The organism is Microbacterium sp. CH-015 (assembly GCF_049707015.1).
In the GTDB taxonomy this organism is placed as follows: Bacteria; Actinomycetota; Actinomycetes; order Actinomycetales; family Microbacteriaceae; genus Microbacterium; species Microbacterium aurum.
In genome coordinates, this window is record NZ_JBNAFJ010000001.1 from 440,764 (window position 1) to 465,184 (window position 24,421).

The 24,421-nt window shown below is 71.9% G+C and carries 20 protein-coding genes; 7 read left to right on the forward strand and 13 right to left on the reverse strand.

The window, feature by feature from the left end; translation table 11 throughout:
- Nucleotides 1-93: 93 nt before the first annotated feature.
- On the reverse strand, nucleotides 94-939 hold the full coding sequence (locus ACPYN4_RS02060; RefSeq protein ID WP_424445502.1) for a DUF559 domain-containing protein: 846 nt from the start codon (nucleotides 937-939) through the stop codon (nucleotides 94-96).
- Nucleotides 940-1,186: 247 nt separating this feature from the next.
- The gene (locus ACPYN4_RS02065; protein ID WP_281653280.1) at nucleotides 1,187-2,026 is read right to left on the reverse strand and encodes a lysophospholipid acyltransferase family protein; all 840 of its coding nucleotides are present in this window, start codon (nucleotides 2,024-2,026) and stop codon (nucleotides 1,187-1,189) included.
- An 87-nt stretch (nucleotides 2,027-2,113) separates the two neighbouring features.
- On the opposite strand from ACPYN4_RS02065, the gene ACPYN4_RS02070 reads away from it, so the two are divergent.
- Both ACPYN4_RS02070 and dxr read left to right on the forward strand, forming a co-directional pair.
- Nucleotides 2,114-3,094, forward strand: a complete 981-nt coding sequence (locus ACPYN4_RS02070; protein ID WP_424445503.1) for an FKBP-type peptidyl-prolyl cis-trans isomerase — start codon at nucleotides 2,114-2,116, stop codon at nucleotides 3,092-3,094.
- Between the two features lie 20 nt (nucleotides 3,095-3,114).
- Entirely contained in the window at nucleotides 3,115-4,200 is a 1,086-nt protein-coding gene (dxr, locus tag ACPYN4_RS02075) for a 1-deoxy-D-xylulose-5-phosphate reductoisomerase (protein WP_424445504.1), read from the forward strand.
- A gap of 97 nt (nucleotides 4,201-4,297) precedes the next feature.
- Here dxr and pflA read toward each other — a convergent pair whose 3' ends face one another.
- The 5 genes from pflA to ACPYN4_RS02100 all read right to left on the reverse strand — a co-directional run bounded on the left by pflA (nucleotide 4,298) and on the right by ACPYN4_RS02100 (nucleotide 10,707).
- Nucleotides 4,298-5,206: a pyruvate formate-lyase-activating protein gene (gene pflA, locus ACPYN4_RS02080; RefSeq protein ID WP_315551850.1), complete on the reverse strand. Its 909-nt coding sequence runs from the start codon at nucleotides 5,204-5,206 to the stop codon at nucleotides 4,298-4,300.
- Between the two features lie 22 nt (nucleotides 5,207-5,228).
- Entirely contained in the window at nucleotides 5,229-7,493 is a 2,265-nt protein-coding gene (gene pflB, locus ACPYN4_RS02085; RefSeq protein WP_424445505.1) for a formate C-acetyltransferase, read from the reverse strand.
- A 127-nt stretch (nucleotides 7,494-7,620) separates the two neighbouring features.
- Nucleotides 7,621-9,255 carry a Mur ligase family protein gene (locus ACPYN4_RS02090; RefSeq protein WP_424445506.1) on the reverse strand — a complete coding sequence of 545 codons (1,635 nt, stop codon included), beginning with the start codon at nucleotides 9,253-9,255 and terminating at the stop codon, nucleotides 7,621-7,623.
- A gap of 103 nt (nucleotides 9,256-9,358) precedes the next feature.
- The gene (locus ACPYN4_RS02095) at nucleotides 9,359-10,066 is read right to left on the reverse strand and encodes a DUF1775 domain-containing protein (RefSeq protein ID WP_239281396.1); all 708 of its coding nucleotides are present in this window, start codon (nucleotides 10,064-10,066) and stop codon (nucleotides 9,359-9,361) included.
- A 50-nt stretch (nucleotides 10,067-10,116) separates the two neighbouring features.
- Nucleotides 10,117-10,707, reverse strand: a complete 591-nt coding sequence (locus ACPYN4_RS02100; protein ID WP_076691301.1) for a hypothetical protein — start codon at nucleotides 10,705-10,707, stop codon at nucleotides 10,117-10,119.
- Between the two features lie 71 nt (nucleotides 10,708-10,778).
- Here ACPYN4_RS02100 and ACPYN4_RS02105 point away from each other — a divergent pair, with 71 nt between their 5' ends.
- Nucleotides 10,779-12,125: a M50 family metallopeptidase gene (locus ACPYN4_RS02105; protein ID WP_239281398.1), complete on the forward strand. Its 1,347-nt coding sequence runs from the start codon at nucleotides 10,779-10,781 to the stop codon at nucleotides 12,123-12,125.
- Nucleotides 12,126-12,167: 42 nt separating this feature from the next.
- Here ACPYN4_RS02105 and ACPYN4_RS02110 read toward each other — a convergent pair whose 3' ends face one another.
- Nucleotides 12,168-14,105 (reverse strand): chorismate-binding protein, encoded by a 1,938-nt coding sequence (locus ACPYN4_RS02110; RefSeq protein ID WP_424445507.1) that lies wholly within the window; start codon nucleotides 14,103-14,105, stop codon nucleotides 12,168-12,170.
- 157 nt (nucleotides 14,106-14,262) lie between these two features.
- Nucleotides 14,263-14,712 carry a low temperature requirement protein A gene (locus ACPYN4_RS02115; protein ID WP_275445225.1) on the reverse strand — a complete coding sequence of 150 codons (450 nt, stop codon included), beginning with the start codon at nucleotides 14,710-14,712 and terminating at the stop codon, nucleotides 14,263-14,265.
- Nucleotides 14,713-14,753: 41 nt separating this feature from the next.
- On the opposite strand from ACPYN4_RS02115, the gene ispG reads away from it, so the two are divergent.
- Nucleotides 14,754-15,905 carry a flavodoxin-dependent (E)-4-hydroxy-3-methylbut-2-enyl-diphosphate synthase gene (gene ispG, locus ACPYN4_RS02120; RefSeq protein WP_239281401.1) on the forward strand — a complete coding sequence of 384 codons (1,152 nt, stop codon included), beginning with the start codon at nucleotides 14,754-14,756 and terminating at the stop codon, nucleotides 15,903-15,905.
- Between the two features lie 142 nt (nucleotides 15,906-16,047).
- Here the strand turns inward: ispG and ACPYN4_RS02125 are convergent, their stop codons facing one another.
- Nucleotides 16,048-17,265: a PLP-dependent aspartate aminotransferase family protein gene (locus ACPYN4_RS02125; protein WP_315551836.1), complete on the reverse strand. Its 1,218-nt coding sequence runs from the start codon at nucleotides 17,263-17,265 to the stop codon at nucleotides 16,048-16,050.
- Nucleotides 17,266-17,381: 116 nt separating this feature from the next.
- Between ACPYN4_RS02125 and ACPYN4_RS02130 the strand changes: the two genes are divergently transcribed.
- Nucleotides 17,382-17,897, forward strand: a complete 516-nt coding sequence (locus ACPYN4_RS02130; protein ID WP_281652016.1) for an Lrp/AsnC family transcriptional regulator — start codon at nucleotides 17,382-17,384, stop codon at nucleotides 17,895-17,897.
- Between the two features lie 223 nt (nucleotides 17,898-18,120).
- Here ACPYN4_RS02130 and ACPYN4_RS02135 read toward each other — a convergent pair whose 3' ends face one another.
- The 3 genes from ACPYN4_RS02135 to ACPYN4_RS02145 form a co-directional block, all read right to left on the reverse strand.
- A complete protein-coding gene (locus tag ACPYN4_RS02135) occupies nucleotides 18,121-19,149 on the reverse strand; it encodes a 1-aminocyclopropane-1-carboxylate deaminase (protein WP_424445508.1) in 1,029 nt (342 codons plus the stop codon).
- Nucleotides 19,146-19,820, reverse strand: coding sequence for a GntR family transcriptional regulator (locus ACPYN4_RS02140; protein WP_239281405.1), 675 nt, complete (start codon nucleotides 19,818-19,820; stop codon nucleotides 19,146-19,148). The genes ACPYN4_RS02135 and ACPYN4_RS02140 overlap by 4 nt, the downstream gene beginning before the upstream one ends.
- A 130-nt stretch (nucleotides 19,821-19,950) precedes the next feature.
- Entirely contained in the window at nucleotides 19,951-21,387 is a 1,437-nt protein-coding gene (locus ACPYN4_RS02145) for an RNB domain-containing ribonuclease (RefSeq protein WP_424445509.1), read from the reverse strand.
- Nucleotides 21,388-21,515: 128 nt separating this feature from the next.
- Between ACPYN4_RS02145 and ACPYN4_RS02150 the strand changes: the two genes are divergently transcribed.
- Nucleotides 21,516-22,538: a hypothetical protein gene (locus ACPYN4_RS02150; protein ID WP_424445510.1), complete on the forward strand. Its 1,023-nt coding sequence runs from the start codon at nucleotides 21,516-21,518 to the stop codon at nucleotides 22,536-22,538.
- Nucleotides 22,539-22,579: 41 nt separating this feature from the next.
- On the forward strand, nucleotides 22,580-24,337 hold the full coding sequence (locus ACPYN4_RS02155; RefSeq protein WP_287270892.1) for a proline--tRNA ligase: 1,758 nt from the start codon (nucleotides 22,580-22,582) through the stop codon (nucleotides 24,335-24,337).
- Nucleotides 24,338-24,421 lie beyond the last annotated feature (84 nt).

Below are 24,421 nucleotides of genomic sequence, written 5' to 3' on the forward strand. Positions count from 1 at the left end.
ATGCTGTTCCGAAAGCAGGCTGGATCGACCCCGCAGCCGCCCTTGAGCGTCCCGACGCACTGTTCAGCCTGCTTTCGCGACACGATCGCACCGTCAGATGGTCGCCCGAACGGCGAGCAGGCCGACGATCGCGGCTCGGACCTCGTCCGAATGCCAGAGGATGTCTTCGGCGATCGGCCGGTAGGTGGCGTATCCGCGGGCGGCGGCCGCCTGGTCGCGGCGCCGGTCCCGCTTCTGATCCGCCCACGACGAGTGGTGCTCCTCGCTGTCGCACTCGATGATGAGCCAGCCGTTCACCACGAAGTCGACCCTCCCGACGCCGGCGATCACGACCTGGACATCGAACACGCATCCGATCGAGCGCAGGATCAGTCGCATGAGGGTCTCCGGACCCGATTCCGCCCGTGAATCCAAGAGCCGCCGCAGCCGCCGGTAGCGGCGGGGCAACGCCGCGAACAGTTCGTCCAGCTCGTCGTGCGGGAAGACGCCGAGGTGCAGCGCCGAGTCGATGGTGGCGATTGCCGCGCGCGGCGGCTGGCAGAGGACCGCCTCACGCAGCGCGTCGAAGACGTCCACACTCATCGACCGCGGATGCGGTGCGCGCGACAGCTGCTCGCGGTGCACGCGACCGTGCGCGCTCATCGCGGGCAGGCGCGCCGCATCCGCGGTGACGTGGATGTGCCGTGTCGAGTGGTCCAGGACGAAGACGCCGCGGCGGCGCAGCTCCGAGACGCAGGCGAGTCGCCCCCGCGTCCGTCCCGCCTCGACGCAGTCGGCGTCGGTGTCGGGCGTGCAGTAGGCGCCGCGGCGCACCGTGACCAGCCTGCCGAGGCCGGCGGCGGTGCGGATGTCGCGGCCGCGCCACCCCCGTTCCACCAGGTCGCGGCTGCGGAAGAAGGAGGGGGCCGGGCCGGCGTCCGGCGGATGGGATCTGAACATGACGGTCAGCCTTGTCCCTCGCGGCCCTGCGGTGCGGCGGGAGAGGCCGAACTGTGGAGAGATCGCCGAAACGGCGACCTGGGGAGAGGGCGATGAGCCGTGCGCGGTGGCGACGTCCGACGGGCGCGCCGTCGCGAAAGCAGGCTGAAACGGTCTCGGCGGGGCTCGCGACGGCCGAATCGGTCGATTCAGCCTGCTTTCGGAACGCCGACCCGCTGTCAGCGGCCCCCGCGACGCAGACCCGGGGTCAGCGGCGCTCGTGCGGGAGCACCTGCTTGAGGCGTTCCACGGGGTTCGCGGCGGGGGCCTCGTTGTAGGCGTTCGCGAGCTCCTGGCCCGACAGGGCGTGGATGGCCGCCATGATCTCGTCGGTGGCGAGGCGCCGGGCCTTGCCCGACTCCGCCGATCCGTGGTGCGAGAGGTCCAGCGGCTCGCCGAAGCGCACCGTCACGCGCGGACGCAGCCGCGGGAACTTCGCCCCGACCGGCATGATCTCGTTCGTGCCGACGAGCCCGACCGGGATGACCGGCGCGCCGGTCTGCAGCGCGAGGAACGCGACGCCGGTGCGGCCCTTGTACAGCCGGCCGTCGAGCGATCGGGTGCCCTCGGGGTAGAGCGCGGTCGACCATCCCGCCTGCAGCATGCGGCGCTGCTGGTCGAGCGCATCCAGCGCAGCCTGTCCCGCGCCGCGCTGGACGGGGAAGGCGCCGACCGCGTAGAAGAACTCCCGCGAGAACCAGCCCTTCACACCCTTGCCGTCGAAGTAGCTCGACTTGGCGAGGAAGCGCACCGGGCGGGGAGCGGCCATCGGGATGACGAACGAGTCGATGAACGACAGATGGTTGCTCGCCAGGATGACCGCGCCCTTGCGCGGGAAGTTCTTGCGGCCCTCGATGCGCGGCCGGTAGATGAGGCGTGCGAGCGGGGCGATCACCCAACGGCCCAGCACGTAGGTCGCGCCGATGCCGGGGACCTGACCCTCGTCGGTGTCGCTCGCCGCGGCCGGCTCCGACCCGGGGGCGTCGGCAGCGGGGGTCGGTGCGGTCACCAGACGAGGGTACTCCCGAATCCATTCCGCTTCGCGCATGGCGGCGGCGGCGCTGCTCCCAGCGCGTACAGAAGAAACTAGGAGAGGATGGATCGATCCCGTTCTCCCTTTCTGTGAGGTCTTCTCTTGCGCCTGCGCCCGTTCGCCGCCCTGTCCCTCGCCGCCGTGTCGGCGGTTCTGCTCGCCGGGTGCTCAGGCTTCGGCGGAGGCGGTACGACGGCCTCGCCGACGCCGACGGATGCCGCCGCGGTCGACCTCTGCGACGCCGCAGCGCCCTCCGGAGCGATCTCCGACGCCGTCACCGCGACCGGTGATGTCGGCACGGCGCCGACGGTGTCCTTCGACTTCCCCATCGACACGACCGACCTCGCCACCGAGCGCACGGTGCTCGTGACCGGCGACGGCGACGAGCTGACGTCCGGCGATTACGTGAACTTCGGCTACACGATCCTCGACGGCACGACCGGCGCGGTGCTGGAGACGGCCGGCTACCAGGCCGGTCAGATGCTGCCGCAGCAGATCTCGTCCGACGGCCTGGGCTCGCTCTTCGGCTGCGCGACCGTCGGCTCCCGCATCGCCGCGGTCGCCGCCACGGGCGACGAGAACACCCCCAGCGTCGTCTACGTGCTCGACGTCCTCGGCATCAACCCCACCGCCGCGTGGGGCGAGGAGCAGGCTCCGGTCGACGGCATGCCGACCGTGACGCTGGATGCCGACGGCACCCCCAACATCACCGTGCCGACCGACCAGACCCCGCCGACCGAGACCGAGATCGCCACGCTCAAGAAGGGCGATGGCTACACGGTGGCCGACGGCGATTACGTGCTCATCCAGTTCCGCGGCGCCCGCTGGTCCACCGGCGAGCTCTTCGACGGCGGCGACACGTGGGCCGGCGGCTCGGCGTACGCCGGCCAGACGAGCGGTTTCGTGCCCGGCTTCAGCAAGGCCCTCGTCGGGCAGACGGTCGGCTCGCAGGTGCTCGTCGTGATCCCGCCGGCCGACGGCTACGGTGATGGTGAGATCAACACGACCGACCTGAAGGGCGAGACCCTCGTGTTCGTCATCGACATCATCGGAGCGCAGCAGGCGACCGCGACGGGCCAGTGAGCGCTCGGTAGGCTGGCGTCATGCGCCGCATCCTGATCCTCGGCTCCACCGGTTCGATCGGGACGCAGGCGCTCGACGTCATCCGCACCCGTCGCGATCGCTTCCAGGTCGTGGGCCTCGCCGCCGGGCGTAACGCCGACCTCCTCGCCGCCCAGGCGGCCGAGTTCGGTGTCGCGCACACTGCCCTGGGAGTGGATGCCGCCGAGCAGCTCGTCCGCGACGTCGACGCCGACGTGGTGCTGAACGGCATCACCGGATCCGTGGGCCTCGGGCCGACGCTCGCGGCGCTCGAGGCCGGCCGCACGCTCGCGCTCGCCAACAAGGAGTCCCTCATCGTCGGCGGTGAGCTCGTGACGGCGCTTGCCGCCCCCGGTCAGATCGTGCCGGTCGACTCCGAGCACTCGGCGCTGGCGCAGGCGCTGCGCGCCGGGACGGATGCCGAGGTGCGACGGCTCGTGGTGACGGCATCCGGCGGGCCCTTCCGCGGCCGCAGTCGCGCGGAACTGGCAGCGGTCACGCCGGCGCAGGCGCTCGCCCACCCGACGTGGGACATGGGGCGCGTCGTGACGACCAACTCGGCGACCCTCGTCAACAAGGGGCTCGAGGTCATCGAGGCGCACCTGCTGTTCGGCATCGACTACGACGCCATCGACGTCGTCGTCCACCCGCAGTCGATCGTCCACTCCATGGTGGAGTTCGCCGACGGCTCCACGATCGCGCAGGCGTCGCCGCCAGACATGCGCTTGCCGATCTCGCTCAGCCTCGACTGGCCGCACCGCGTCGCCGGTGTCGGCGCGCCGCTGGACTGGACGACGGCGCAGTCGTGGACGTTCGAACCGCTCGACGAGACGGCCTTCCCCGCCGTCGCGCTCGCGAAGCAGGTGGGCCGCGCCGGCGCCACCTACCCGGCCGTCTTCAACGCGGCCAACGAGCAGGCCGTGGACGCGTTCCACGACGGCAGGCTGGGCTTTCCCGGCATCCTCGACACGATCGCCCGTGTCGTCGACGCGCACACGGCACCTGCCGAGCTCACCCGGCAGACGCTCGCCGAGGCCGAGCGCTGGGCGCGCGACGCCGCCGACGCCGTCATCGCTGCCGCCGACTGACCGCGCGCGGCGCAGACGGCTCAGCCCGTCCGCGCGGGGAGGGCGGACGGGCTGAGCGGGAGCCGGGGGAGGCTCTGGCTGGCCGCGGGGGGAGCGGTCAGTAGGTGACGAGGCCGTGCGCGCGGAACTGCGCGCGCACCCGCTCCGTCGATTCCGGGGTCGGCGGAGGTGTATCGGCGAGTTCGTAGGTGCGGCCCAGGGCCTCCCATTTGTCGCGACCCATCTGGTGGAACGGCAGCACCTCGACCCGGCTCACCGCGCCGGGCCGGATCTCGTTCAGCGATGCCGCGTACCGCGCGACCAGCTCGATGTTCTCGGCGTCGTCGGTGAGACCCGGGACGAGCACGAACCGCACCCAGATCTCGGGACCGCCCGCTCGCTCGGCCAGCCGCCGTCCGAAGGCGAGCGTGGGCTCGAGCTCACGCCCGGTGACTTTCGTGTAGGTGTCGGGGTCGCCGCTCTTGACGTCCAGCAGCACGAGGTCGACGTCATCGAGCAGGGCGTCGGATGCCGCGGCGCCCAGGTATCCGGAGGTGTCGATGGCGGTGTGGATGCCGAGTTCCTTCGCGCCGCGGAGGATCCGCGCCGCGAAGGCGGGCTGCATCAGCACCTCGCCGCCGGAGAGGGTGATGCCGCCGCCGGTGGCGCGGAAGACGCCCGTGTACCGCGCGATGCGGGCCAGCAGCTCGTCGCTCGTGACCGGCTTGCCGTCCTTCATCGCGAGCGTGTCGGGGTTGTGGCAGTACAGGCACTGCAGCGGGCAGCCGCTGAGGAACGTCGTCAGGCGCGTCCCCGGGCCGTCGACGGCGGTCACGAGCTCCCACGAGTGCACCGAGCCGAGTCGGCCCTCGCGCATCGCGGTGAGACGCTCGTGCCGGTCGACGTCCTCGACGGTCCATCCGTCCAGGCCCGCGCCGGCCCGCCGCCCGGGCGCGGCGCCCTGGACGGGGAGGTCCAGGGCCACCGCGTCCTCGGGAAGGACGGCGGGAAGCATCGTGGCGGCCATGATCGTCGGCTCCGGGGAGGGCTCAGACCGAGCCGTGGAAGGTCCGCGACAGCACGTCGAGCTGCTGTTCGCGGGTGAGCCGCACGAAGTTCACGGCGTAGCCCGAGACGCGGATCGTCAGCTGCGGGTAGTTCTCGGGGTGCTCCATGGCGTCTTCGAGCGTCTCGCGGTTCAGCACGTTGACGTTCATGTGATACCCCTGCGACCCGACGTAGGCGTCGAGGAGACCGGCCAGGTTGTGCACCTGCTCGTCCTTCGTCCGGCCGAGCCCGGCGGGCACCACCGTGTTGGTCAGCGAGATGCCGTCCTGCGACTGGGCGTAGGGGAGCTTCGCGACCGAGAGGGCGGAGGCCAGCATCCCGTGCGTGTCGCGGCCGTTCATCGGGTTGGCGCCCGGGGCGAAGGGCTCGCCGGCGCGGCGGCCGTCGGGCGTGTTGCCGGTGGCCTTGCCGTACACCACGTTGGAGGTGATCGTGAGCACCGACTGGGTCGGCAGCGCATTCCGGTACATCGGGTGGCGGCGGATCTTCGCCATGAAGCGCTCGACGAGGTCGACGGCGATCGCGTCGGCCCGGTCGTCGTCGTTGCCGTACGTGGGGAACTCGCCCGTCGTCTCGTAGTCCACGACGATGCCGCGCTCATCGAACACGGGCGTGACCGTGGCGTACTTGATGGCCGAGAGCGAGTCGGCGGCGACCGACAGGCCGGCGATGCCGCAGGCCATCGTGCGCAGCACGTCCTTGTCGTGCAGCGCCATCTCGATGCGCTCGTACGCGTACTTGTCGTGCGACCAGTGGATGCAGTTGAGGGCTTCGACGTAGGTCTCGGCGAGCCAGTCCATCGTCTTGTCGAACCGCGCCATGACGTCGTCGAAGTCGAGCAGGCCTTCGCCCACCGGCGCGGTGGCCGGCGAGATCTGCTTGCCGGAGACCTCGTCGCGACCGCCGTTGATGGCGTAGAGCAGGGTCTTGGCGAGGTTCACGCGGGCGCCGAAGAACTGCATCTGCTTGCCGACCCGCATGGGGCTCACGCAGCACGCGATCGCGGCGTCGTCGCCCCACGCGGGGCGGATGATCTCGTCGGACTCGTACTGCACCGCCGAGGTGTCGATCGACACCTGCGCGCAGTAGTCCTTGAAGCCCTGCGGCAGCTGCGGGCTCCAGAAGACCGTCATGTTGGGCTCGGGGGCGGGGCCCAGGTTGTAGAGCGTCTGCAGGTAGCGGAACGAGTTCTTGGTGACGAGCGGGCGCCCGTCCTCGCCCATGCCGCCGATCGTCTCGGTGACCCACGTCGGGTCGCCGGAGAAGAGCGCGTCGTACTCGGGGGTGCGCAGGAACCGGACGATCCGCAGCTTGATCACGAAGTCGTCGATGATCTCCTGCGCCTCGGTCTCGGTGAGCGTGCCGGCCTCGAGGTCGCGCTGGATGAAGATGTCGAGGAACGTCGACGTGCGCCCGAGCGACATGGCTGCGCCGTTCTGCTCCTTGACGGCCGCGAGGTAGGCGAAGTACAGCCACTGCACGGCCTCCTTGGCGGTCGTGGCGGGACCGGAGATGTCGTATCCGTAGGATGCCGCCATCTGCTTCAGTTCGCCGAGCGCGCGGATCTGCTCCGCGTGCTCCTCGCGCATGCGTACGACCTCCTCGCTGAACGGGGTGGTGTCCAGGCCGAGCTTGTCGACCTTCTTCGCGGCGATGAGCTGGTCGACGCCGTACAGGGCGACGCGACGGTAGTCGCCGATGATACGGCCGCGGCCGTAGGCGTCGGGGAGGCCCGTGATGATGTGAGAGCTGCGCGCGGCGCGGACAGCGGGCGGGTAGACGTCGAACACGCCCTGGTTGTGCGTCTTGCGGTACTCGCTGAACACGGTCTTCAGGGTCTGGTCGACCTCGTAGCCGTAGGTCTCGAGGGCGCCCTCGACCATGCGCCATCCGCCGTTGGGCATGATGGCGCGCTTGAGTGGCGCGTCGGTCTGCAGGCCCACGATGACCTCGTCGCCCTCGGCGATGTAGCCGGGCGCGTGCGCCGTGATGCCGGCGGGGGTGTGGGTGTCGACGTCGTAGATGCCGTTCTCGCGCTCGGCGGGGAACATGCCCGCGAGCGTCTCCCAGATGCGGGTGGTGCGAGCGGTGGGGCCGGCGAGGAAGGTGGCGTCGCCGGTATAGGGCGTGTAGTTGCGCTGGATGAAGTCGCGAACGTCGATCTTGTCCTGCCACGGGCCGGCGGTGAAGCCGGTCCAGGCTGCGGGCTGTGCGTCCTGGGCAGTGGTGGGGGTGACGGTGGTCATGACCCCAGCATAGAACCAGTGGTCAGACCACATAGCGAAGGCTTCGGAAAGCCACAACCGCCACGGCATTCGCAGGCGCTTTGTTGTGGCCTGACCACATACGCCATGGGCGACGCTCGCGGCGAGGTCAGTGCCAGTCGCGCGCGGGGTCCGACAGGGGGGTCTCGTCGGCCGGGTACGGCACGGGCCAGGACGGTTCCGGCACGGGCCACCCCGCGTCGCGCAGCGCGCGGCGGGCGAGCTCGCGCGCCGAGTACGGGGTCCGGACGCCGCGGATGTCGCGGTAGTCCTGGTGGCCGGGACCGGCCCACAGGATCGCGTCGCCCTCACCGGCGCGCGCGACGGCTTCGATGATGGCGCGCTCGGGCGGCGAGAACTCCAGGATCTCGGCATCGGGCCGGGCGCGCCGGGCGCCGTCGACGAGCGTCGCGCGGATGCTGTCGGGATCCTCGTGACGCGGATGGTGATCGGTCACGATCAGCAGATCGCTGCCCTCCACCGCCGTGCGCCCCATGTCCAGGCGCTTGGTTGCGTCGCGGTCGCCGTCGGCGCCGAAGACCATCACGACTCGACCGGGGGTGACCCGCCGCACTGCGGCGAGCGTCTTCTCGAACGCATCGGGCGAGTGGCCGAAGTCGACGTAGACCGCGGGGCCGCGCTCGCCGGAGACGCGCTGCGTGCGGCCGGGGAGGTGCGCGTCGATGAGCTGTCCGTCGAGCGCGTCGGTCAAGCGCGCCCAGGGGTAGCCGGCCTCGAGGAGCATCACGATCGCGAGACCGGCGTTGGCGGCCATGTGTCGTCCGATCACCGGCACGGTCGTCGTCAGCGCACCGGCGGGGCCGGTGAGCGTGAACTCGGTGCCGTCCTGGCGCTCGGCGACGATCTCGACGGTCCAGTCGGCGGATGCCGCGGCGTCCGCCGCGATCGCGGGCGTGACGATCGTGACCGTCGGCACCTCGCTGCGGGCGGCGACTTCCGCGCCGTACGACGAGTCGAGGCACACGACGGCGCGGCGCGACCGGTCGGGGCGGAACAGCGGCAGCTTCGCCTCGAAGTACTCCCGCATGTCGGCGTAGTCGTCGAGGTGATCATGGGTGAGATTCGTGAATCCGGCGACGTCGAACACGATGCCGTCCACGCGGTGGCGGCTGAGCGCCTGTGCGCTGACTTCGACGGCGACGGCCTCGACGCCGCGCTCGCGCATGAGCGCGAGGAGGGCGTGGAACTCGGATGCCTCGGGTGTTGTCAGCCGCGAGACGATGACCTCGCCGGCGATGTGGCGCTCGGCCGTCGACGACAGGCCTGTGACGACGCCGAGCTGAGCGAGGATGCCCTCGAGCAGGTGCGAGACGCTCGTCTTCCCGTTGGTGCCGGTCGTCGCGAGCAGCACCGGCAGGTTCTCGGCCGTGTCGTAGACCCAGGCCGACAGGTCGCCGAGGAGCGCGCGCGGGTCGTCGACGACAACGACGGGCAGACCGGAGCCGGCGGCGATCGCCGCCCCCGCCTCGTCGGTGATGACGGCGACGGCGCCGGTGGCTGCGGCCGCCTCCGCGAACTCGGCACCGTGCCGGTTGACGCCGCGGACCGCGACGAACGCCTCACCGGGGCGCAGGTCCGCCGTCGCGAGGGTGAGGCCGGTCAGCTCGACCTCTGCCGCGTCGCCGCGGACATCGCCGCCGAAGCGTGCCGCGAGGTCGTCGAGCCGGCGACGGGGCGGGTGCGCCGGGCGCAGGACGGGCGGGAGGTGCGAACCGGTAGTCATAGCGCTCCCATCCTCTCACCCCGCCCGCACGCGGCGGGGTCGCCGCGCAGCCGCGGCGACCCCGCCGGTGCGGACCGGTTCGGCCCGTTCCGAGCAGGGGCGCTCAGGCGCGCCGGCGGCGTCCGACCACGGCGACGACGAGCGCGGCGAGGGCGGCCACGAGCGCGCCGCCGCTCAGCCAGCGGGCGACCGGGTCGGCGTCGGATGCGGTGGCCGCGGCATCCGCCTCGTCGTGCGCGTGCTCGCCGTCGGTGGCGGCATCGGTCGCCGCCCCGTGGCCGTGGCTGTCTCCCGCCGCGGCGACGGCGCCGACCGCAACGACCGGCGCGGGAGCGGCGAGGTCGTCCTCGGTCTGGCCGTCGGCGGCGACCTCGGCCCAGTCCGTCGCGCCCTCGACGCAGGTCTGCAGCACCGGGAAGGCGACGGCGGTGTTCGCGGCGGACGACGCGAAGATGACGTCGAGGGCGACCGAGGCGGCCACTCCACTCTCCACCGGTGTGACGGCGGTGTAGGTGACGCTCGTCGGGATGCCGTCGTCGCCGACCTCGCGCGAGATGCTCCAGGCGCCGTCGAGCACCGGGGTCACCCCGTCGATGCCGTCGGGGATGGTGATCGTGACCGCGGTGGTCGGGGAGTCGTCGCAGCCGTGGCTGAACGAGAACGCCAGTCGTGTGGTGGCGCCGGCATCCGAGGTGTCGGGGGTGACGTGGACGTGGGCCGAGGCGGCGAGGGGTGCCGCGACGGCGAGGACGGCTCCGGCAAGGACGCCGGTGAGAAGGCGCGCGCGGCGGCGCGGGGACGTGCTGTTCATGAAGGTTTCTCTCTGTGTGTCGGGTGCGGCGGATGCCGCGAAGGCCATGCTCAGCGCGCGAGCGCGGGCGGCCCCCGACGGGACAGGGAGAAGGGCGGCAGCGTAGGCAGTGTCACCGGCAGCGGGGCCAGCGCGCGCACCCGCGGCGCCCGCGGGACGAGGGTGGGGGCGGCGGGGCGCGGCAGGAGGCGGCGGATGCCGCGGGCGAGCGCCGCCAGCATCCGCTCGCCGCGCGCGAGGAGCACGACGGTGACGGCGGCGGCGATCGCGTGACCGATCATCATGCCGCCCGAGGCATGCAACACATGCGCCTGGGCGACCGGCCCGGCGCCGAGCGACGTCCCGCCGTGAACGTGACCGGCGGCGACGGGGGCTGCCGTGCCGACGGCGGCGAACGCGAGGTGCAGCGCGGCTTGCGCGAGCGCGACGGCCGCGCCGAGGCGCAGCGGGCGGGGACGGTCGCCGACGAGGGCGACGGCGACGGGGGTCGCCAGCAGGGCGACGGCTACGAGCAGCCAGGCCGGCGGAGCACCGCCCCCGGAGAGCGTGTGCGCGGTGGCCGAGACGACGACCGCGACGGATGCCGCCGCGAACCCGCGCAGCGCCCGCGCGCGTCGCGCCGCCTGCCGCCGGGAATCCACCCGACGAGCCTACCGGCCGTGCCGGGACCGGTTGGGCAAACTCAAAGCGGGTCACGATACCCTCGACGCTCGTGACCGTCATCGCCTTCCTCATCGGCGTCGTGCTGCTCGTCGTCGGGCTGGCGGTCTCCATCGCGCTGCACGAGATCGGTCACCTCGTGCCCGCCAAGAAGTTCGGCGTGCGGGTCGGCCAGTACATGATCGGGTTCGGCCCGACCCTGTGGTCACGGCGCATCGGCGAGACCGAATACGGCGTGAAAGCGCTGCCGCTCGGCGGCTACATCTCCATGGCGGGGATGTACCCGCCGTCGCCCGACGCGACCGCGACCGCGGACGCCCCCGCCGCCGGCGCTCCCGCCGCCGCGGGCACCGCCGGCAAGGCGGGCGGCGGCTTCTTCGCCACGATGGTGCAGGACGCGCGTCTCGCCAACGACGAGACCCTCGCCGGCGACGACGGACGCCGGGCGTTCTACGAGCTGCCGGTGTGGCAGCGCGTCATCGTCATGCTCGGCGGCCCGCTGATGAACCTGGTTATGGCGGTGGTGCTGTTCGCGATCGTCTTCAGCGGCATCGGCGTGCAGACCGCGACGACCACGATCGCCGCGGTCAGCGAATGCGTGCTGCCGTCCGGATCGACCCAGACCGCCTGCGCCCCTGGCGATCCCGCGTCGCCCGCGGCCGAAGCCGGCATCCAGCCCGGCGACGTCATCGTCTCGGTCGACGGGACCGACGTCGACAGCTTCGCAGCGGCATCCGCCATCATCCAGGCGGCGCCGAACCGGACGCTCGATGTCGTCGTGCGCCGGGACGGCGCCGAGCAGACCCTCCGCGTGACGCCGATGCTCGCCGAGCGCGAGGTGCGGGGAGCCGACGGCGCGGTCACCACGGCCGAGGTCGGCTTCGTCGGGATGACGGCGACGACGGAGTACGTGCGGCAGCCGATCTGGGAGGGACCCGAGGCGGCGCTCGCGCAGGCGGGGCAGGTCGCGGGCATCATGTGGCAGCTGCCCGCCCGCGTCTACCAGACCGCCGCAGACATGATCGCCGGTCACGACCGCGACCCCAACGGCCCCCTGTCGGTCGTCGGGGTGGGGCGCCTGGCGGGCGAGGTGGCCGCGACCGACGCGCCGGTGCTCGACCGCGTCTCGACGCTGCTGGGGCTGCTGGGGTCGCTCAACATCGCGCTGTTCGTCTTCAACCTCATCCCGCTGCTGCCGCTGGACGGCGGTCACATCGTCGTGGCGCTGTGGGACGGCATCAAGCGCGCGTGGGCGAAGCTCTGGCGGCGACCGCCGCCGGCCCCGGTGGACGCGACGCGGCTCGTGCCGGTGACGTTCGTCGTGGTCATCGCGCTGGTCGTGATGGGCGGCATCCTCATCCTGGCCGACCTCATCAACCCGGTGCAGCTGCTCGGCTGACCACGCCGCGGACGCGGTGCCGTCGCGCCGGCTGCCGACCCGCTACGCCGCGTCGACCGGGGTCAGGGCGTGCGCGATGAGGCGCTCGAGGGTCGCCAGACCGTCGCGCGACAGGATCGACTCCAGGTGCCCCTGCACCGACGCGTAGCCGGGACCGCGCAGCGCGTACACGTCGCCGGATGCCGGGTCTGCCGCGATCTGGGTCGCACCCAGCTCCGTGGTGCCCGGGTCGACCCGTGCGGTGAACGTGTTGTAGAAGCCGATGGACGCCGGCGTGCCGAACACGTCGATCGTCTTCTGCAGCCCCTGGTGCGGCGCCGCGAGCGGGCCGAGACCGATGCCGAGGCGGTCGGCGAGGATCTGGTGGCTGAGACAGACGGCCACGAGCGGCCGGCCGCTCGCGAGCCGCGCGTCCACGACGCCGCGCATCGCCGCGATGCGCGTGTTCGCGCTGTCGCGCGGGTCGCCCGGTCCGGGGCCGGCCACGACGAGGTCGGCGACGTCCTGCGCGGCGGCATCCGCGCGCTCCCACGGCACGATCGTCACGGCGAACCCGAGATGACGCAGCTGGTGGGCGAGCATCGTCGTGAACCGGTCCTCGGCGTCGATCACGACAGCCGTCAACCCGGCGAAGGGTCCCGCCTCGCCGGAGGCCTGCGGGTTCAGCCAGAACGGGGCGAGCCGCTCATTGCGGGCGGCGAGCAGCGCCGCGATGTGCGGGTCGTCGGCGAGGCGACGGGGCTGCGCGGTGGGGGCGTCCTCGTCGAGGGCGGCAGCTTCGGCGACCTCGTCGCGGGGCACCGCGCCGATCGCGCCGAGCACGCCGGCCGCCTTGCCGTGGGTCTCGCTCACCTCGCCGTCGGGGTCGGAATGGCGCACGAGCGTCGCGCCGACCGGCACGCGCAGGCGTCCGTCCACGAGGTAGGCGGTGCGGATGAGGATGGGGGCGTCGAGGTCGTGCCCTGCCGCACCCCCGTCAGTCGAGCCGGTCGACGGGGTGAACAGCGCCGCGACACCCGAGTAGTAGCCGCGCGGCGCGCGCTCGTGCCGCTTGATGACCGTGCACGCGTTCTGCATCGGCGAGCCGGTGACGGTCGGGGCGAACATGGTCTCGCGCAGGATGTCACGCGGATCCATCATGCTGCGCCCGCGCAGCATGTACTCGGTGTGGGTGAGCCGCGACATCTCCTTCAGGTGCGGCCCGGTGATGCGGCCGCCGTCGCTGCAGACGGCGCTCATCATCTTGAGCTCCTCGTCGACGACCATGAACAGCTCCTCGGTCTCCTTGGTGGAACCGAGGAACTCCGCGAGGGTTTCGGCCGTCGCGCCGCCGGCGGGGTGGCGGAAGGTGCCCGAGATCGGGTTCATCGTGACGACGCCGCCCGTCGCACTGACGTGCGCCTCGGGGCTCGCGCCCACCGCGAGATGGCCGGGGGTGGAGACGAGGAACGTCCAGTACGCGCCGCGCTCGTGCTCCAGCAGCGCCCGGAACCACGTGAGGCCCGCGGTGAGCGCGTCGCCGTCGACGGATGCCGTGTAGTCGCGGCGGATGACGAAGTTCGCGCCCTCGCCGCGACCGATCTCGTCGGCGATCACCGTCCGCACGATGTCGGCGTACTCCGCGTCGGCGATGTCGAAGCCGGCGTCGTGCAGCGGCACCGGGGCCGTGGGGAGGGCCGCCATCACCTCGGCGCGCGGCAGGTGGGTGTGCTCGGCGACGACGAGGCAGCGCAGCGGTGCGGCGTCATCGTGGCACTCGAAGCCGCGCTCGACGACCTGTCGGTACGGCACGAGGGCGAGCACTTCGCGCGGTGTGCCGTCGGCATCCGTCACGGGGATGTCGGCGAGCAGCGCCACGTCGACGACGTCGCCGGTGAGGAGCTCGACGGTGCTCTCGTCGCGGGCGATGAGGGCGAAGGGCGCACCCGACGCGAGGACGGCGGACAGCGCGTCGGGCTGGGCGGACGGGCTCGGAGTCATGCCGGGCCTTTCTGTGGTTCGGGCGGACCGCTCGTCGCTGGAACGAAAAGACCGCCTCGATGGGCGGTCTGTGTCTCTTCGGGATTACCGGTCGCGCGTACACACCGCCTCAGCGGGTGTGCCACCGGGAGCTGCGCGCGAACATGCGGTCACGATATCAGACGGCCGCAGCGCTCACCCGCGCCACGAGCTCCTGCTTGCGGCGCCACCCACCGGCTTCATAGCCGACGACGAGCACAGCGGGGGAGGCGGCGACGATGAGCAGTCCCCACGCGAGCGTGGCCCCGGCGGCGACGGCGGCGACGGCGACGGCGAGCAGCGCGGCATCCACGGTCCACTGGTTCTCCTGCACGCCGGCGGAGATCGTCAGGATCGTGCCGAGCACGACCTCGCCCAGGGCGATGATGACGAGCAGGCTGTAGCGCTCGGCGATGTGGTGGGGATGCCACGGCGTCGGCCCGTGCCGGTGCTCGGCCGAGAACGGGCCGATCATCTCGAAGGCCACCAGCACCGCGACGATCGCCAACGTGGGCGCGAGCGGCAGGTTCACGAAGATGAGCACGATCCAGCCGATCTGCGCGATCGCGATGTTGCGCGCGAGCGGCAGCGCTCAGCCTCCGCCCGGTCGCCGCGGCGTAGGCTGGTCCGGTGCCAGCTGTGAACCTCGGGATGCCGCGTGTGCCGGACGTCCTCGCCCCGCGCCGCAAGAGCCGTCAGATCAAGGTCGGCAAGGTGCTCGTCGGCGGCGACGCCCCCGTGAGCGTCCAGTCGATGACCACGACGCCGACGACGAACATCAACGCGACGCTGCAGCAGATCGCCGAGCTCACGGCATCCGGCTGCGAGATCGTGCGCGTCGCGGTGCCCTCGCAGGACGACGCGGACGTGCTGCACATCATCGCGAAGAAGAGCCAGATCCCGGTGATCGCCGACATCCACTTCCAGCCGAAGTACGTCTTCCAGGCGATCGACGCCGGCTGCGCCGCGGTGCGCGTGAACCCGGGCAACATCCGCAAGTTCGACGATCAGGTGGGCGCGATCGCGAAGGCCGCGAAGGATGCCGGGGTGTCGCTGCGCATCGGTGTGAACGCCGGATCGCTCGATCGCCGGCTGCTCGAGAAGTACGGCAAGGCCACGCCGGAGGCCCTGTGCGAGAGCGCGGTCTGGGAGGCGAGCCTGTTCGAGGAGCACGACTTCCACGACTTCAAGATCTCGGTCAAGCACAACGACCCGATCGTCATGGTGAAGGCGTACCGCCTGCTCGCGGAGCGCGGCGACTGGCCGCTGCACCTCGGCGTCACCGAGGCGGGCCCCGCGTTCCAAGGCACCATCAAGAGTGCGACGGCCTTCGGCATCCTGCTGTCGGAGGGCATCGGCGACACGATCCGCGTCTCGCTGTCGGCGCCGCCCGCCGAAGAGGTCAAGGTCGGCCACCAGATCCTGCAGTCGCTGAACCTGCGCGAGCGCAAGCTCGAGATCGTCTCGTGCCCGTCGTGCGGGCGCGCGCAGGTCGATGTCTACACGCTCGCCAACGACGTCACCGAGGGGCTGAAGGACATGACGGTGCCGCTGCGCGTGGCCGTCATGGGCTGCGTCGTCAACGGTCCCGGCGAGGCCCGCGAAGCCGACCTGGGAGTCGCCAGCGGCAACGGCAAGGGTCAGATCTTCGTCAAGGGCGAGGTCATCAAGACCGTGCCCGAGGCCGAGATCGTGCAGACCCTCATCGAAGAGGCGAACCGCATCGCCGCCGAGCTCGGCCCGGACGCCCCCGTCGGCACCGCGCAGGTCGTCACCGTCTGACTGGTGCGGCCCGGTACTGCTCGGGCGCGGCGCGGGAGCCGTCGCGCCGCAGGGCCGCCGTCGCGCGCCCGCTCGGTTCGTGACGTTCGAAAAGCAGGGTGGATCGACCTCGCGGCGCCTTCCGGCCCGTCGGCGGGCCGGTTCAGCCTGCTTTCGCGACAGCGCCGGCCGTCGCGGCGGCCGGACCGGCGAGCGTCCGCACCGCATCGAGCGCCGCCTCGAGGTCGGCGATGAGGTCGTCGGCGTGCTCGAGACCGATCGACAGGCGCAGGATGTCGGCATCCGGCCGCGCATCGGGCGCGACCGGCCGGTGGGTCAGGGCCGCCGGATGCTGGATCAGCGAATCGACGCCGCCGAGCGACACGGCGTGCGTGAACAGCCGGGTGGATGCCGCCACCCGCGAAGCCGCGTCGTACCCGCCGCGCAGCCGGATCGACAGCATCGCTCCGGCCCCGTGCTGCTGCCGGGTCAGCAGGCCCTCCGGGTCGCCATTCAGGCCGGGGTAGAAGACCTCGGAGATGGCGTCGTGGCTCACGAGGCGGCGAGCGATCCGCTCGGCCGACGCCTGCTGCGCCCGCATCCGCAGCGGCAGCGTCGGCAGTCCGCGGTGCAGGAGATACGCACCGAGCGGGTGCAGGATGCCGCCGGTGATCGCCCGCACCCGGCGCAGCGCCGCCGCGGTCTCGTCGGAACAGGCGATCACGCCGCCGACGACGTCGCCGTGTCCGCCGAGATACTTCGTCGCGCTGTGCAGTGACATCGCGGCGCCATGGCGGAGCGGCTGCTGCAGCACGGGGGTGGCGAACGTGTTGTCGACGAGCACCGGCACCTCGCCTGCCTGCGCCACGACGGCGGCGATGTCGACGAGTTCGAGGGTGGGGTTGGCGGGGGTCTCGATGACGACCAGGCCGGTGTCGGGGCGCAGGTGCGCGGCGATCTCCTCGGCGGCGCAGAACGTCGCCTCGGTGCCGAGCAGGCCCTTCGACAGCAGGTGATCGCTGCCGCCGTAGAGCGGGCGGACGGCGATGACGTGCGGGCGGCCGACGGCGGTGGTGTGGGAGAGCACAGCGGCGGTGAGCGCCGCCATTCCGGAGGCGAAGGCGACGGCCGCGTCGGCACCCTCCAGTGCGGCGAGCGCCTGCTCGAAGCGCGCCACGGTCGGGTTCCACAGCCGCGCGTAGACGTGGCTGCCTCCTGCGAGGGGAGTGCCGCCCCCGGCGAGTGCCTCGTAGGAGTCTCCGCCGCGTTCGACGTCGGGCAGCGGATAGGTCGAGGACAGATCCAGCGGGGGAGTGTGGACGCCGAGGTCGGCGAGGTCGTCGCGACCGGCGTGCACAGCGAGAGTATCGAGGTGGTCCATGCCGGCATTGTGGCGGACAGCACAGCTGCACGGGTCTCATGTTGCGGATCACGCAAGCCGTTGACCGGATCGGACGTGATCGAGCAAGATCGAGACAAGAAGAGGAGGCGGCATTGGTGGATGCGCAAGCGGGTGCGTCGGGTCTGGATGACCTCGATCTGCGGCTGCTCGCCGCTCTCGTGCGCTCACCGGGGCGGTCCAACAAGGCCCTCGCCGACGAGCTCGGCGTCGCCGAGTCGACCTGCGCCTATCGGGTGCGGTCGCTCCGCTCGCGCGGCGTGGTGTCCGGCGTGCAGGTCGTGCTGGACCCGGCATCCCTCGGTCTTCCGCTGCAGGCGGTCATTCGGGTGCGGCTGGGCCGGCACACGCGCGAAGGCGTCGGCCGGCTGTTCGACGCGATCGTCGCGACCCCCGGCGTGATCGAGGCGTTCCACGTCGCCGGCGAGGACGATTTCCTCGTGCACGTCGCGGTCGAAGATGCGACCGCGCTCCGCGACATCGTGCTGCAGCACATCACCGTGCACGAGTCGGTTCGCACGACCGAGACGCACCTCGTCTTCGAGCGGCGCGAGGGCGTCGGTCCGCTCGCCCGGGTGACGGCGCCGAGTCCCACGGCGAGCGGCAGGCGCTGACGACCCCGCCGGATGCCGCCGGCGTCACGACGTCGCAGACGTCGGATGCCGCCGGCGTTCGGATGCCGCGGCCGTTCGGATACCGCAGACGCCGGATGCCGCACGCATTCGGATGCCGTGGGCGGTCGGATGCCGCCGACGTTCGAAAAGCAGGGCGAATCGACATCTCCGGCCGCCCTCGGGACCGGAAGGCGCGTCTCGCCCTGCTTTCGGAACGAGATCGTCAGGCCGCGGGGTCCCAGAGGGAGTGGTAGGCGTTGATGGCGGGCTGGCCGCCGAGGTGGGCGTACAGCACGGTCGACGACGCGGGGATGTCGCCCGAGCGCACCAGGTCGATGAGCCCGGCGAGCGACTTGCCCTCGTAGACCGGGTCGGTGATCATCGCCTCGAGCTGCGCGCCGAGCGCCATGGCATCCATCGTCGATGCGACGGGGATGCCGTAGAGCTCGCCCGCCCATCCCTCCAGCACCTGGATCTCGTCGTCGCGGAGGTCGCGGCCGAGCTCGATGAGCTCGGCGGTGTTGCGGGCGATGCGGGCGACCTGGTCGCGCGTCTTCTCCAGGGTCGCCGAGGCGTCGATGCCGATGACGCGGCGCCTCACGCCGGTGAGGTCCTCCAGCGCCGCGAAGCCCGCGATCATGCCGGCGTGGGTCGAACCCGTGACGGTGCACACGACGATCGTGTCGAAGAAGACGCCGAGCGCCTTCTCCTGCTCGGCGACTTCGAACGCCCAGTTCGCGAAACCGAGACCGCCGAGCCGGTGCTCGCTGGCGCCCGCGGGGATGGGGTAGGGCGTGCCCCCGGCGGACTCCACCTCCTGCAGCGCCTGCTTCCACGAGTCGCGGATGCCGATGTCGAAGCCGGCGTCGTCGAGTCGGGAGTCGGCGCCCATCATGCGGGAGAGCAGGATGTTGCCGACCTTGTCGTTCGTGGGGTCATCCCATGGCACCCACTTCTCCTGCACGAGGCGGGCCTTCAGCCCCAGATGGGCGGCGACGGCGGCGACCTGACGGGTGTGGTTGGACTGGTATCCGCCGATCGACACGAGCGTGTCGGCGCCGGAGGCGAGGACGTCGGGGACGATGTACTCGAGCTTGCGGACCTTGTTGCCGCCGAACGCGAGGCCGCTGTTCACGTCCTCGCGCTTGGCCCATACCTGCGCGCCGCCGAGGTGCTGCGTGAGGCGCTTCAGGTGCTGCAGCGGGCTCGGCCCGAACGTGAGCGGGTGGCGGGGGAACTCGTGCAGCTTCATGCGGTGTCCTGTTCGACGGTGGATGACGGGAGGTCGGCGGTCAGGGTCTGCCAGATCTGTTCGGTGAGACGCGCGGCAGCATCGGCGTCGCCCGCCGCGCACAGCTCGATCAGTTGCGCGTGCCGGGCGGCGGAGGCTTCGCCCTCGTGGGAGCCGAACCGCAGGCGCTCGGCGCGGCGGAGCACCGGCTCGTACTGCGCGAGCACGCCGGCGACGGCCCGGTTGCCGCTGACGTCGATCGCGACCCGGTGGAAGCGGTCATCGGCATCCATCGCGGCGTCGACGTCGCCGCGACGGTGGGCGGCGGCGAAGTCGGCGTTCGCGGCGCGCATCGCGTCGAGGTCGCCGGGGGAGAGGCGGGGGACGGCCTCGCGCACGGCGAGGGCGTGCATCGCGGCGACGACGGCCTGCGCATCGCGGATCGCGGCGGCGTCGACCGGGGCGACCGCCGTCGACCGCCCCGGCACTGCACGGACGAGGCCCGCGCGGCCGAGCTCCAGCAGCGCTTCGCGGACGGGGGTGCGGCTGACGCCGAGCCAGGCGGCGAGGTCGCCGTCGCGCAGCTGCTCGCCGGGGGCGAGGGTGCCGTCGACGATGGCGTCGCGCAGCCGCGCGAGGACGTCTTCGCGCAGCAGTGGGCGACGCGGTAGCGTCTCGGCGGGAATAGGCACGATATGCAATATATCGCAGATGTCCATGGCGCACCTGACGCCCGCACGGCACGCCGCGCCCTCGTTCAGGTGGCGCATGCCTCGGGAATTCTCGAGCGATATCCGCGGCACGCGCCACCTGAAGTGGCGATCAGACGCCCGCGAACGTCACGGTTCCGTCCGAGATGGATGCCGAGACGAGCCGCAGCAGGACGGTGGCGCCCGCGGCGGCATCCAGACCTTTCACCTTCGCGCTCACGGGCGGGTCGGTCAGTTGCACCCGCGCGCCGTCCCCGCGTTGCGCGAGGACGACGGCCTCGAAGACCTCGCCCTCGCGGCCGTGCAGCACGGCCGCCTCGACCCGGTCCAGAGCGCCCGCGTCGAGCTGGGCCGCCAGTTGCGAACTGCGCGCCATGAGCGCCGGCACGTCGGACAGCGACGCGCGCGCCCACTCCGGGACCTCGCGCCCGTTCGCGAGCGCCTCGCAGATGACGAGCACCCAGCGGTCGACGAGCCGGCGCAGCGGCGCCGTCGTGTGCGCGTACGGTGCGCCGATCGCCGCCTGGATGGTTTCGTCGGGCACCTCGCCGTCGAACGCGACGTAGCCCGCGCCGCGGAAGAGACCCGCTGCGTACTCCTTGACGGCGCGCGCCGCCGGCGACCGGTCGAGACCGCGCAGGTAGTCGCCGTAGGCGACACCGTCCTGCCACGGCAGCCCGAGCGCGATCGTCTGCGCGCGGAAGTCGGCGACGTCGTCGGGGTCGGCGGGTGGCATCGTGCGCAGGATGCCGACGCGGCCGCGCAGCATGGCCTCGGCAGCGGCCATCCCAGTCAAGAGGGACACGTGCGCGTTCCACTCCTCGAGCGGGACGCCGTGGTCGAGTTCAAGCCGGTAGCCGTCGCCGTCGGGCTCGATGCGGGCCGCGGGGATGTTGAGGCTCGCGCCGCCGCGCTCGCGCTCCCGGTCGGTGCGCTGCGCGCCGAACCACGCCATCGCAAGGAGGCTCGGCGGGGCCGTGCCGGCATCCGTCGCGCGCTGCGCGTCGTCGTACGACCACTGCGCGCGCGAGCGGACGACGGCGCGGGTCAGCGTCGTCTCCACCGGGCGTGCGCCTTCGTCGAGTTCGAAGCGCCACACGTAGGCGCGGCGGTCCACGCCCGGCAGCAGCGATGCCGCACCTTCGCTCACCACGGGCGGATGCAGCGGAATGCGCCCGTCGGGCGCGTACAGTGTCTGACCGCGACGGCGCGTCTCGGCATCCAGCGCCCCTCCCGGCTCGACGAAGGCGGGAACGTCCGCGATCGCATAGTGCAGGATCGCCCCCGTCGCCGTGCGCTCGAGATGCAGCGCCTGATCGAGGTCGGTCGACCCCGCCGGATCGATCGTCAGGAACTCGATCGCCCGCAGGTCAGCGAGGTCCGCCTCGCCCGGATCGGTGGGCACGTCGGCGGCGGCGCGCTCCGCCTCGGCCTGCGCGTCGGCGGGGTAGGTCTCGGGCAGACCGAGCGCGTGTCGCAGGGCGGCGAGCGAGGCGGCCAGCTCCCCACGGGACGCCGCGGAGAGGATGCGGGGGCGAGGGCGGGGCACGGGGTCAGTGTAGGTCGGCGCCGAGGGGATCGTGCAGGTTCGACCGTTAGCATGCCGACGTGCGTGTGACGAGGGTGAGATCCGGTTTCCCGAGGAGCAGGCGGGGTCTCGCCGGTGTCGCTGCGGCCGTGCTGGCTGTGCTGCTCGTGAGCGGCTGCACTTCGGCATCCGACACGGCATCCGACACGGCGTCCGACACGACAACCGACGCGGACCAGACCGAGCAGGTCTCCTCGGCGACGCCGTCACCGACGCCGTCACCCACCGCGAGTCCGGCGGTGCGCACGCTGTCCCCGACGAGCCCGATCGCGGGCGGATGCGCCGCGCTGGCGACGGCGCCGGGGGTCGCGGATGGGCTCGGCGAGATCCGTCACGTCGAAGCGCTCGCCGACCTCTGGCACGTCGGCATCGACACGGCGGGCGGACTCGCGTGCTCACTGCGGGGCAGCCGCGCGCCGGTGGACGTGTACATCATCCCCGACGCGCTCGTCCGGGGCGACGTCGCGACGCTCGCCGCCGAACCCGCGTGCGAGCGGGACGGTTTCACCGGGCAGTGCTGGGCGCCCGTGTCGGCGAACGGACACGTCACGCTCGTCGTCGGCGCGGTCGCCGCGTCAGAGGACAGTGCGACGGCCCTCACCATGCTCGGCGGCATCGCCGATGCGATCTCGGCCGCCGCGGCCGAAGGTGCCCCGGTGCGGTCGCAGAAGACCACCTGGGTGAAACCGCTCGATTGCGAGAAGATCGCCGACACGATCGGACTCACGTCGATCCTCGGCTCCGACGCCGCCCGCACGGCGCTCGTCCGTCCCGCGGCGAGCGATGTCGACGAGCGCCTGGCTGCCGCCTCGAGCATGACGGCGAGGTGCGACTGGCGACGGACGCCCACGGCCCAGGGGGATAAGGGAGCGAACTTCAGCGTGATCGCCGTGCCGAACGGCGCGTGGGCATGGCGCACCGTGTCGGCGAACGTGCCGGACTCCGCCGAGGCCACCGTCGGCGGGTTTCCCGCGCGGGTGACGTCGACGGGTGACGTGTACGTGAGCGACGGGGTGAACCTGCTCCACCTTCAGGGAGCGCGCCTCTCGGGGATCAGCGTCGCGGATACCGCACAGGGCGCGCTGTTCGTCCTTGCCACCGGGTCGCAGTAGCCGCCGGGTCGGAGTAGCCGCCGCGGCTAAGCTTGACGCTCGTGGTCACCCGTCTGTCGAACTTCTTCCTCCGCACGCTCCGCGAAGACCCTTCGGATGCCGAGGTCACGAGCCACAAGCTGCTCGTGCGCGCCGGTTACATCCGCCGCGCCGCGCCCGGCGTGTTCACCTGGCTGCCGCTCGGCCTGAAGGTCAAGGCGAAGATCGAGGCGATCATCCGGGATGAGATGGCTGCGGCGGGTGCCTTCGAAGTGCACTTCCCCGCGCTGCTGCCGCGGGACCCGTACGAGCAGTCCGGCCGATGGACCTCCTACGGCGACGGCATCTTCCGGCTGCAGGACCGCAAGGGCGCCGACTACCTGCTCGCGCCGACCCACGAGGAGATGTTCACGCTGCTCGTGAAGGACCTGTACTCGTCGTACAAGGACCTGCCGCTGACCATCTACCAGATTCAGGACAAGTACCGCGATGAGGCCCGGCCCCGCGCGGGGCTCCTGCGCGGCCGCGAGTTCACGATGAAGGACGCGTACTCGTTCGACTACACCGACGAGGGTCAGGACGCGTCGTACATGTCGCAGCGCGACGCGTACGAGCGCATCTTCCAGCGGCTGGGGCTCGAGTACGTGATCGTCGCCGCCGACAACGGCCTCATGGGCGGCGCGCGCAGCGAGGAGTTCCTGCACCCGACCGCCGTCGGAGAAGACACCTTCGTGCGCTCCGCGGGCGGCTACGCGGCCAACGTGGAGGCGTTCACCACCGAGGCGCCGGAGCCGGTGCCGTTCGACGCGGCCGGATCCCCGGTCGTCTTCGACTCGCCGAACACGCCGACGATCGAGACGCTCGTCGCGCACTCGAACGCCGTGTTGGAGGGCGAGTACACCGCCGCCGACACGCTCAAGAACGTCGTGCTCGCGCTGACGCACCTCGACGGCACGCGCGAACTCGTCGTCGTCGGGCTCCCCGGTGACCGCGACATCGACGAGAAGCGCGCCGAGGTCGCATTCGCCCCCGCTGCGGTCGAGCCCGCCACCCCGGAGGACTTCGCGCGCCATCCCCTCCTGGTCAAGGGCTACATCGGTCCGTGGTCGCCGGAGGGCGCCGTGCTCGGCGAGGAGTCGGCCACCGGCATCCGCTACCTCGTCGACCCGCGCGTGGGCGAGGGGACGAGCTGGATCACCGGGGCGAACATCGACCAGAAGCACGCGCACTCGGTCGTCGCGGGACGCGACTTCTTCGCCGACGGCGTCGTCGAGGTCGCCAACGTGCGCGCCGGCGACCCGGCTCCCGACGGATCAGGTCCGGTCGAGCTCGCCCGCGGCATGGAGATCGGTCACGTGTTCCAGCTCGGCCGCTTCTTCGCCGAGACACTGGGTCTGAAGGTGCTCGACGAGAACGGCAAGCTCGTGACGGTCACGATGGGGTCGTACGGCATCGGCGTGACGCGCATCCTCGCGATCATCGCCGAACTGAACAACGACGAGAAGGGCCTCATCTGGCCGGCATCCGTCGCCCCCTTCGACGTGCAGGTGGTCGCGACGGGTCGTGACGCGGTCGTGTTCGAGGTCGCCGAGGCACTGTCGGCGCAGCTGGATGCCGCGGGGCTCGACGTCCTGTACGACGACCGCCCCAAGGTCTCGCCCGGCGTGAAGTTCGGCGACGCCGAGCTCATCGGCGTGCCGCAGATCGTGATCGTGGGTCGCGGCGCGGCCGACGGCGAGGTCGAGCTGTGGGACCGCCGCTCGGGGGAGCGCGAGGTCGTGCCGGTCGCCGAGGTGGTGGCGCGGCTCACCGCGCGCTGACCCGGTCGCGGCGCGCCACGGCCCGAACGTGGCGCCCGTCGCCTCCACCCGCTCGCGGAAGGCCGCCCCGGTGTGGAACCGCGC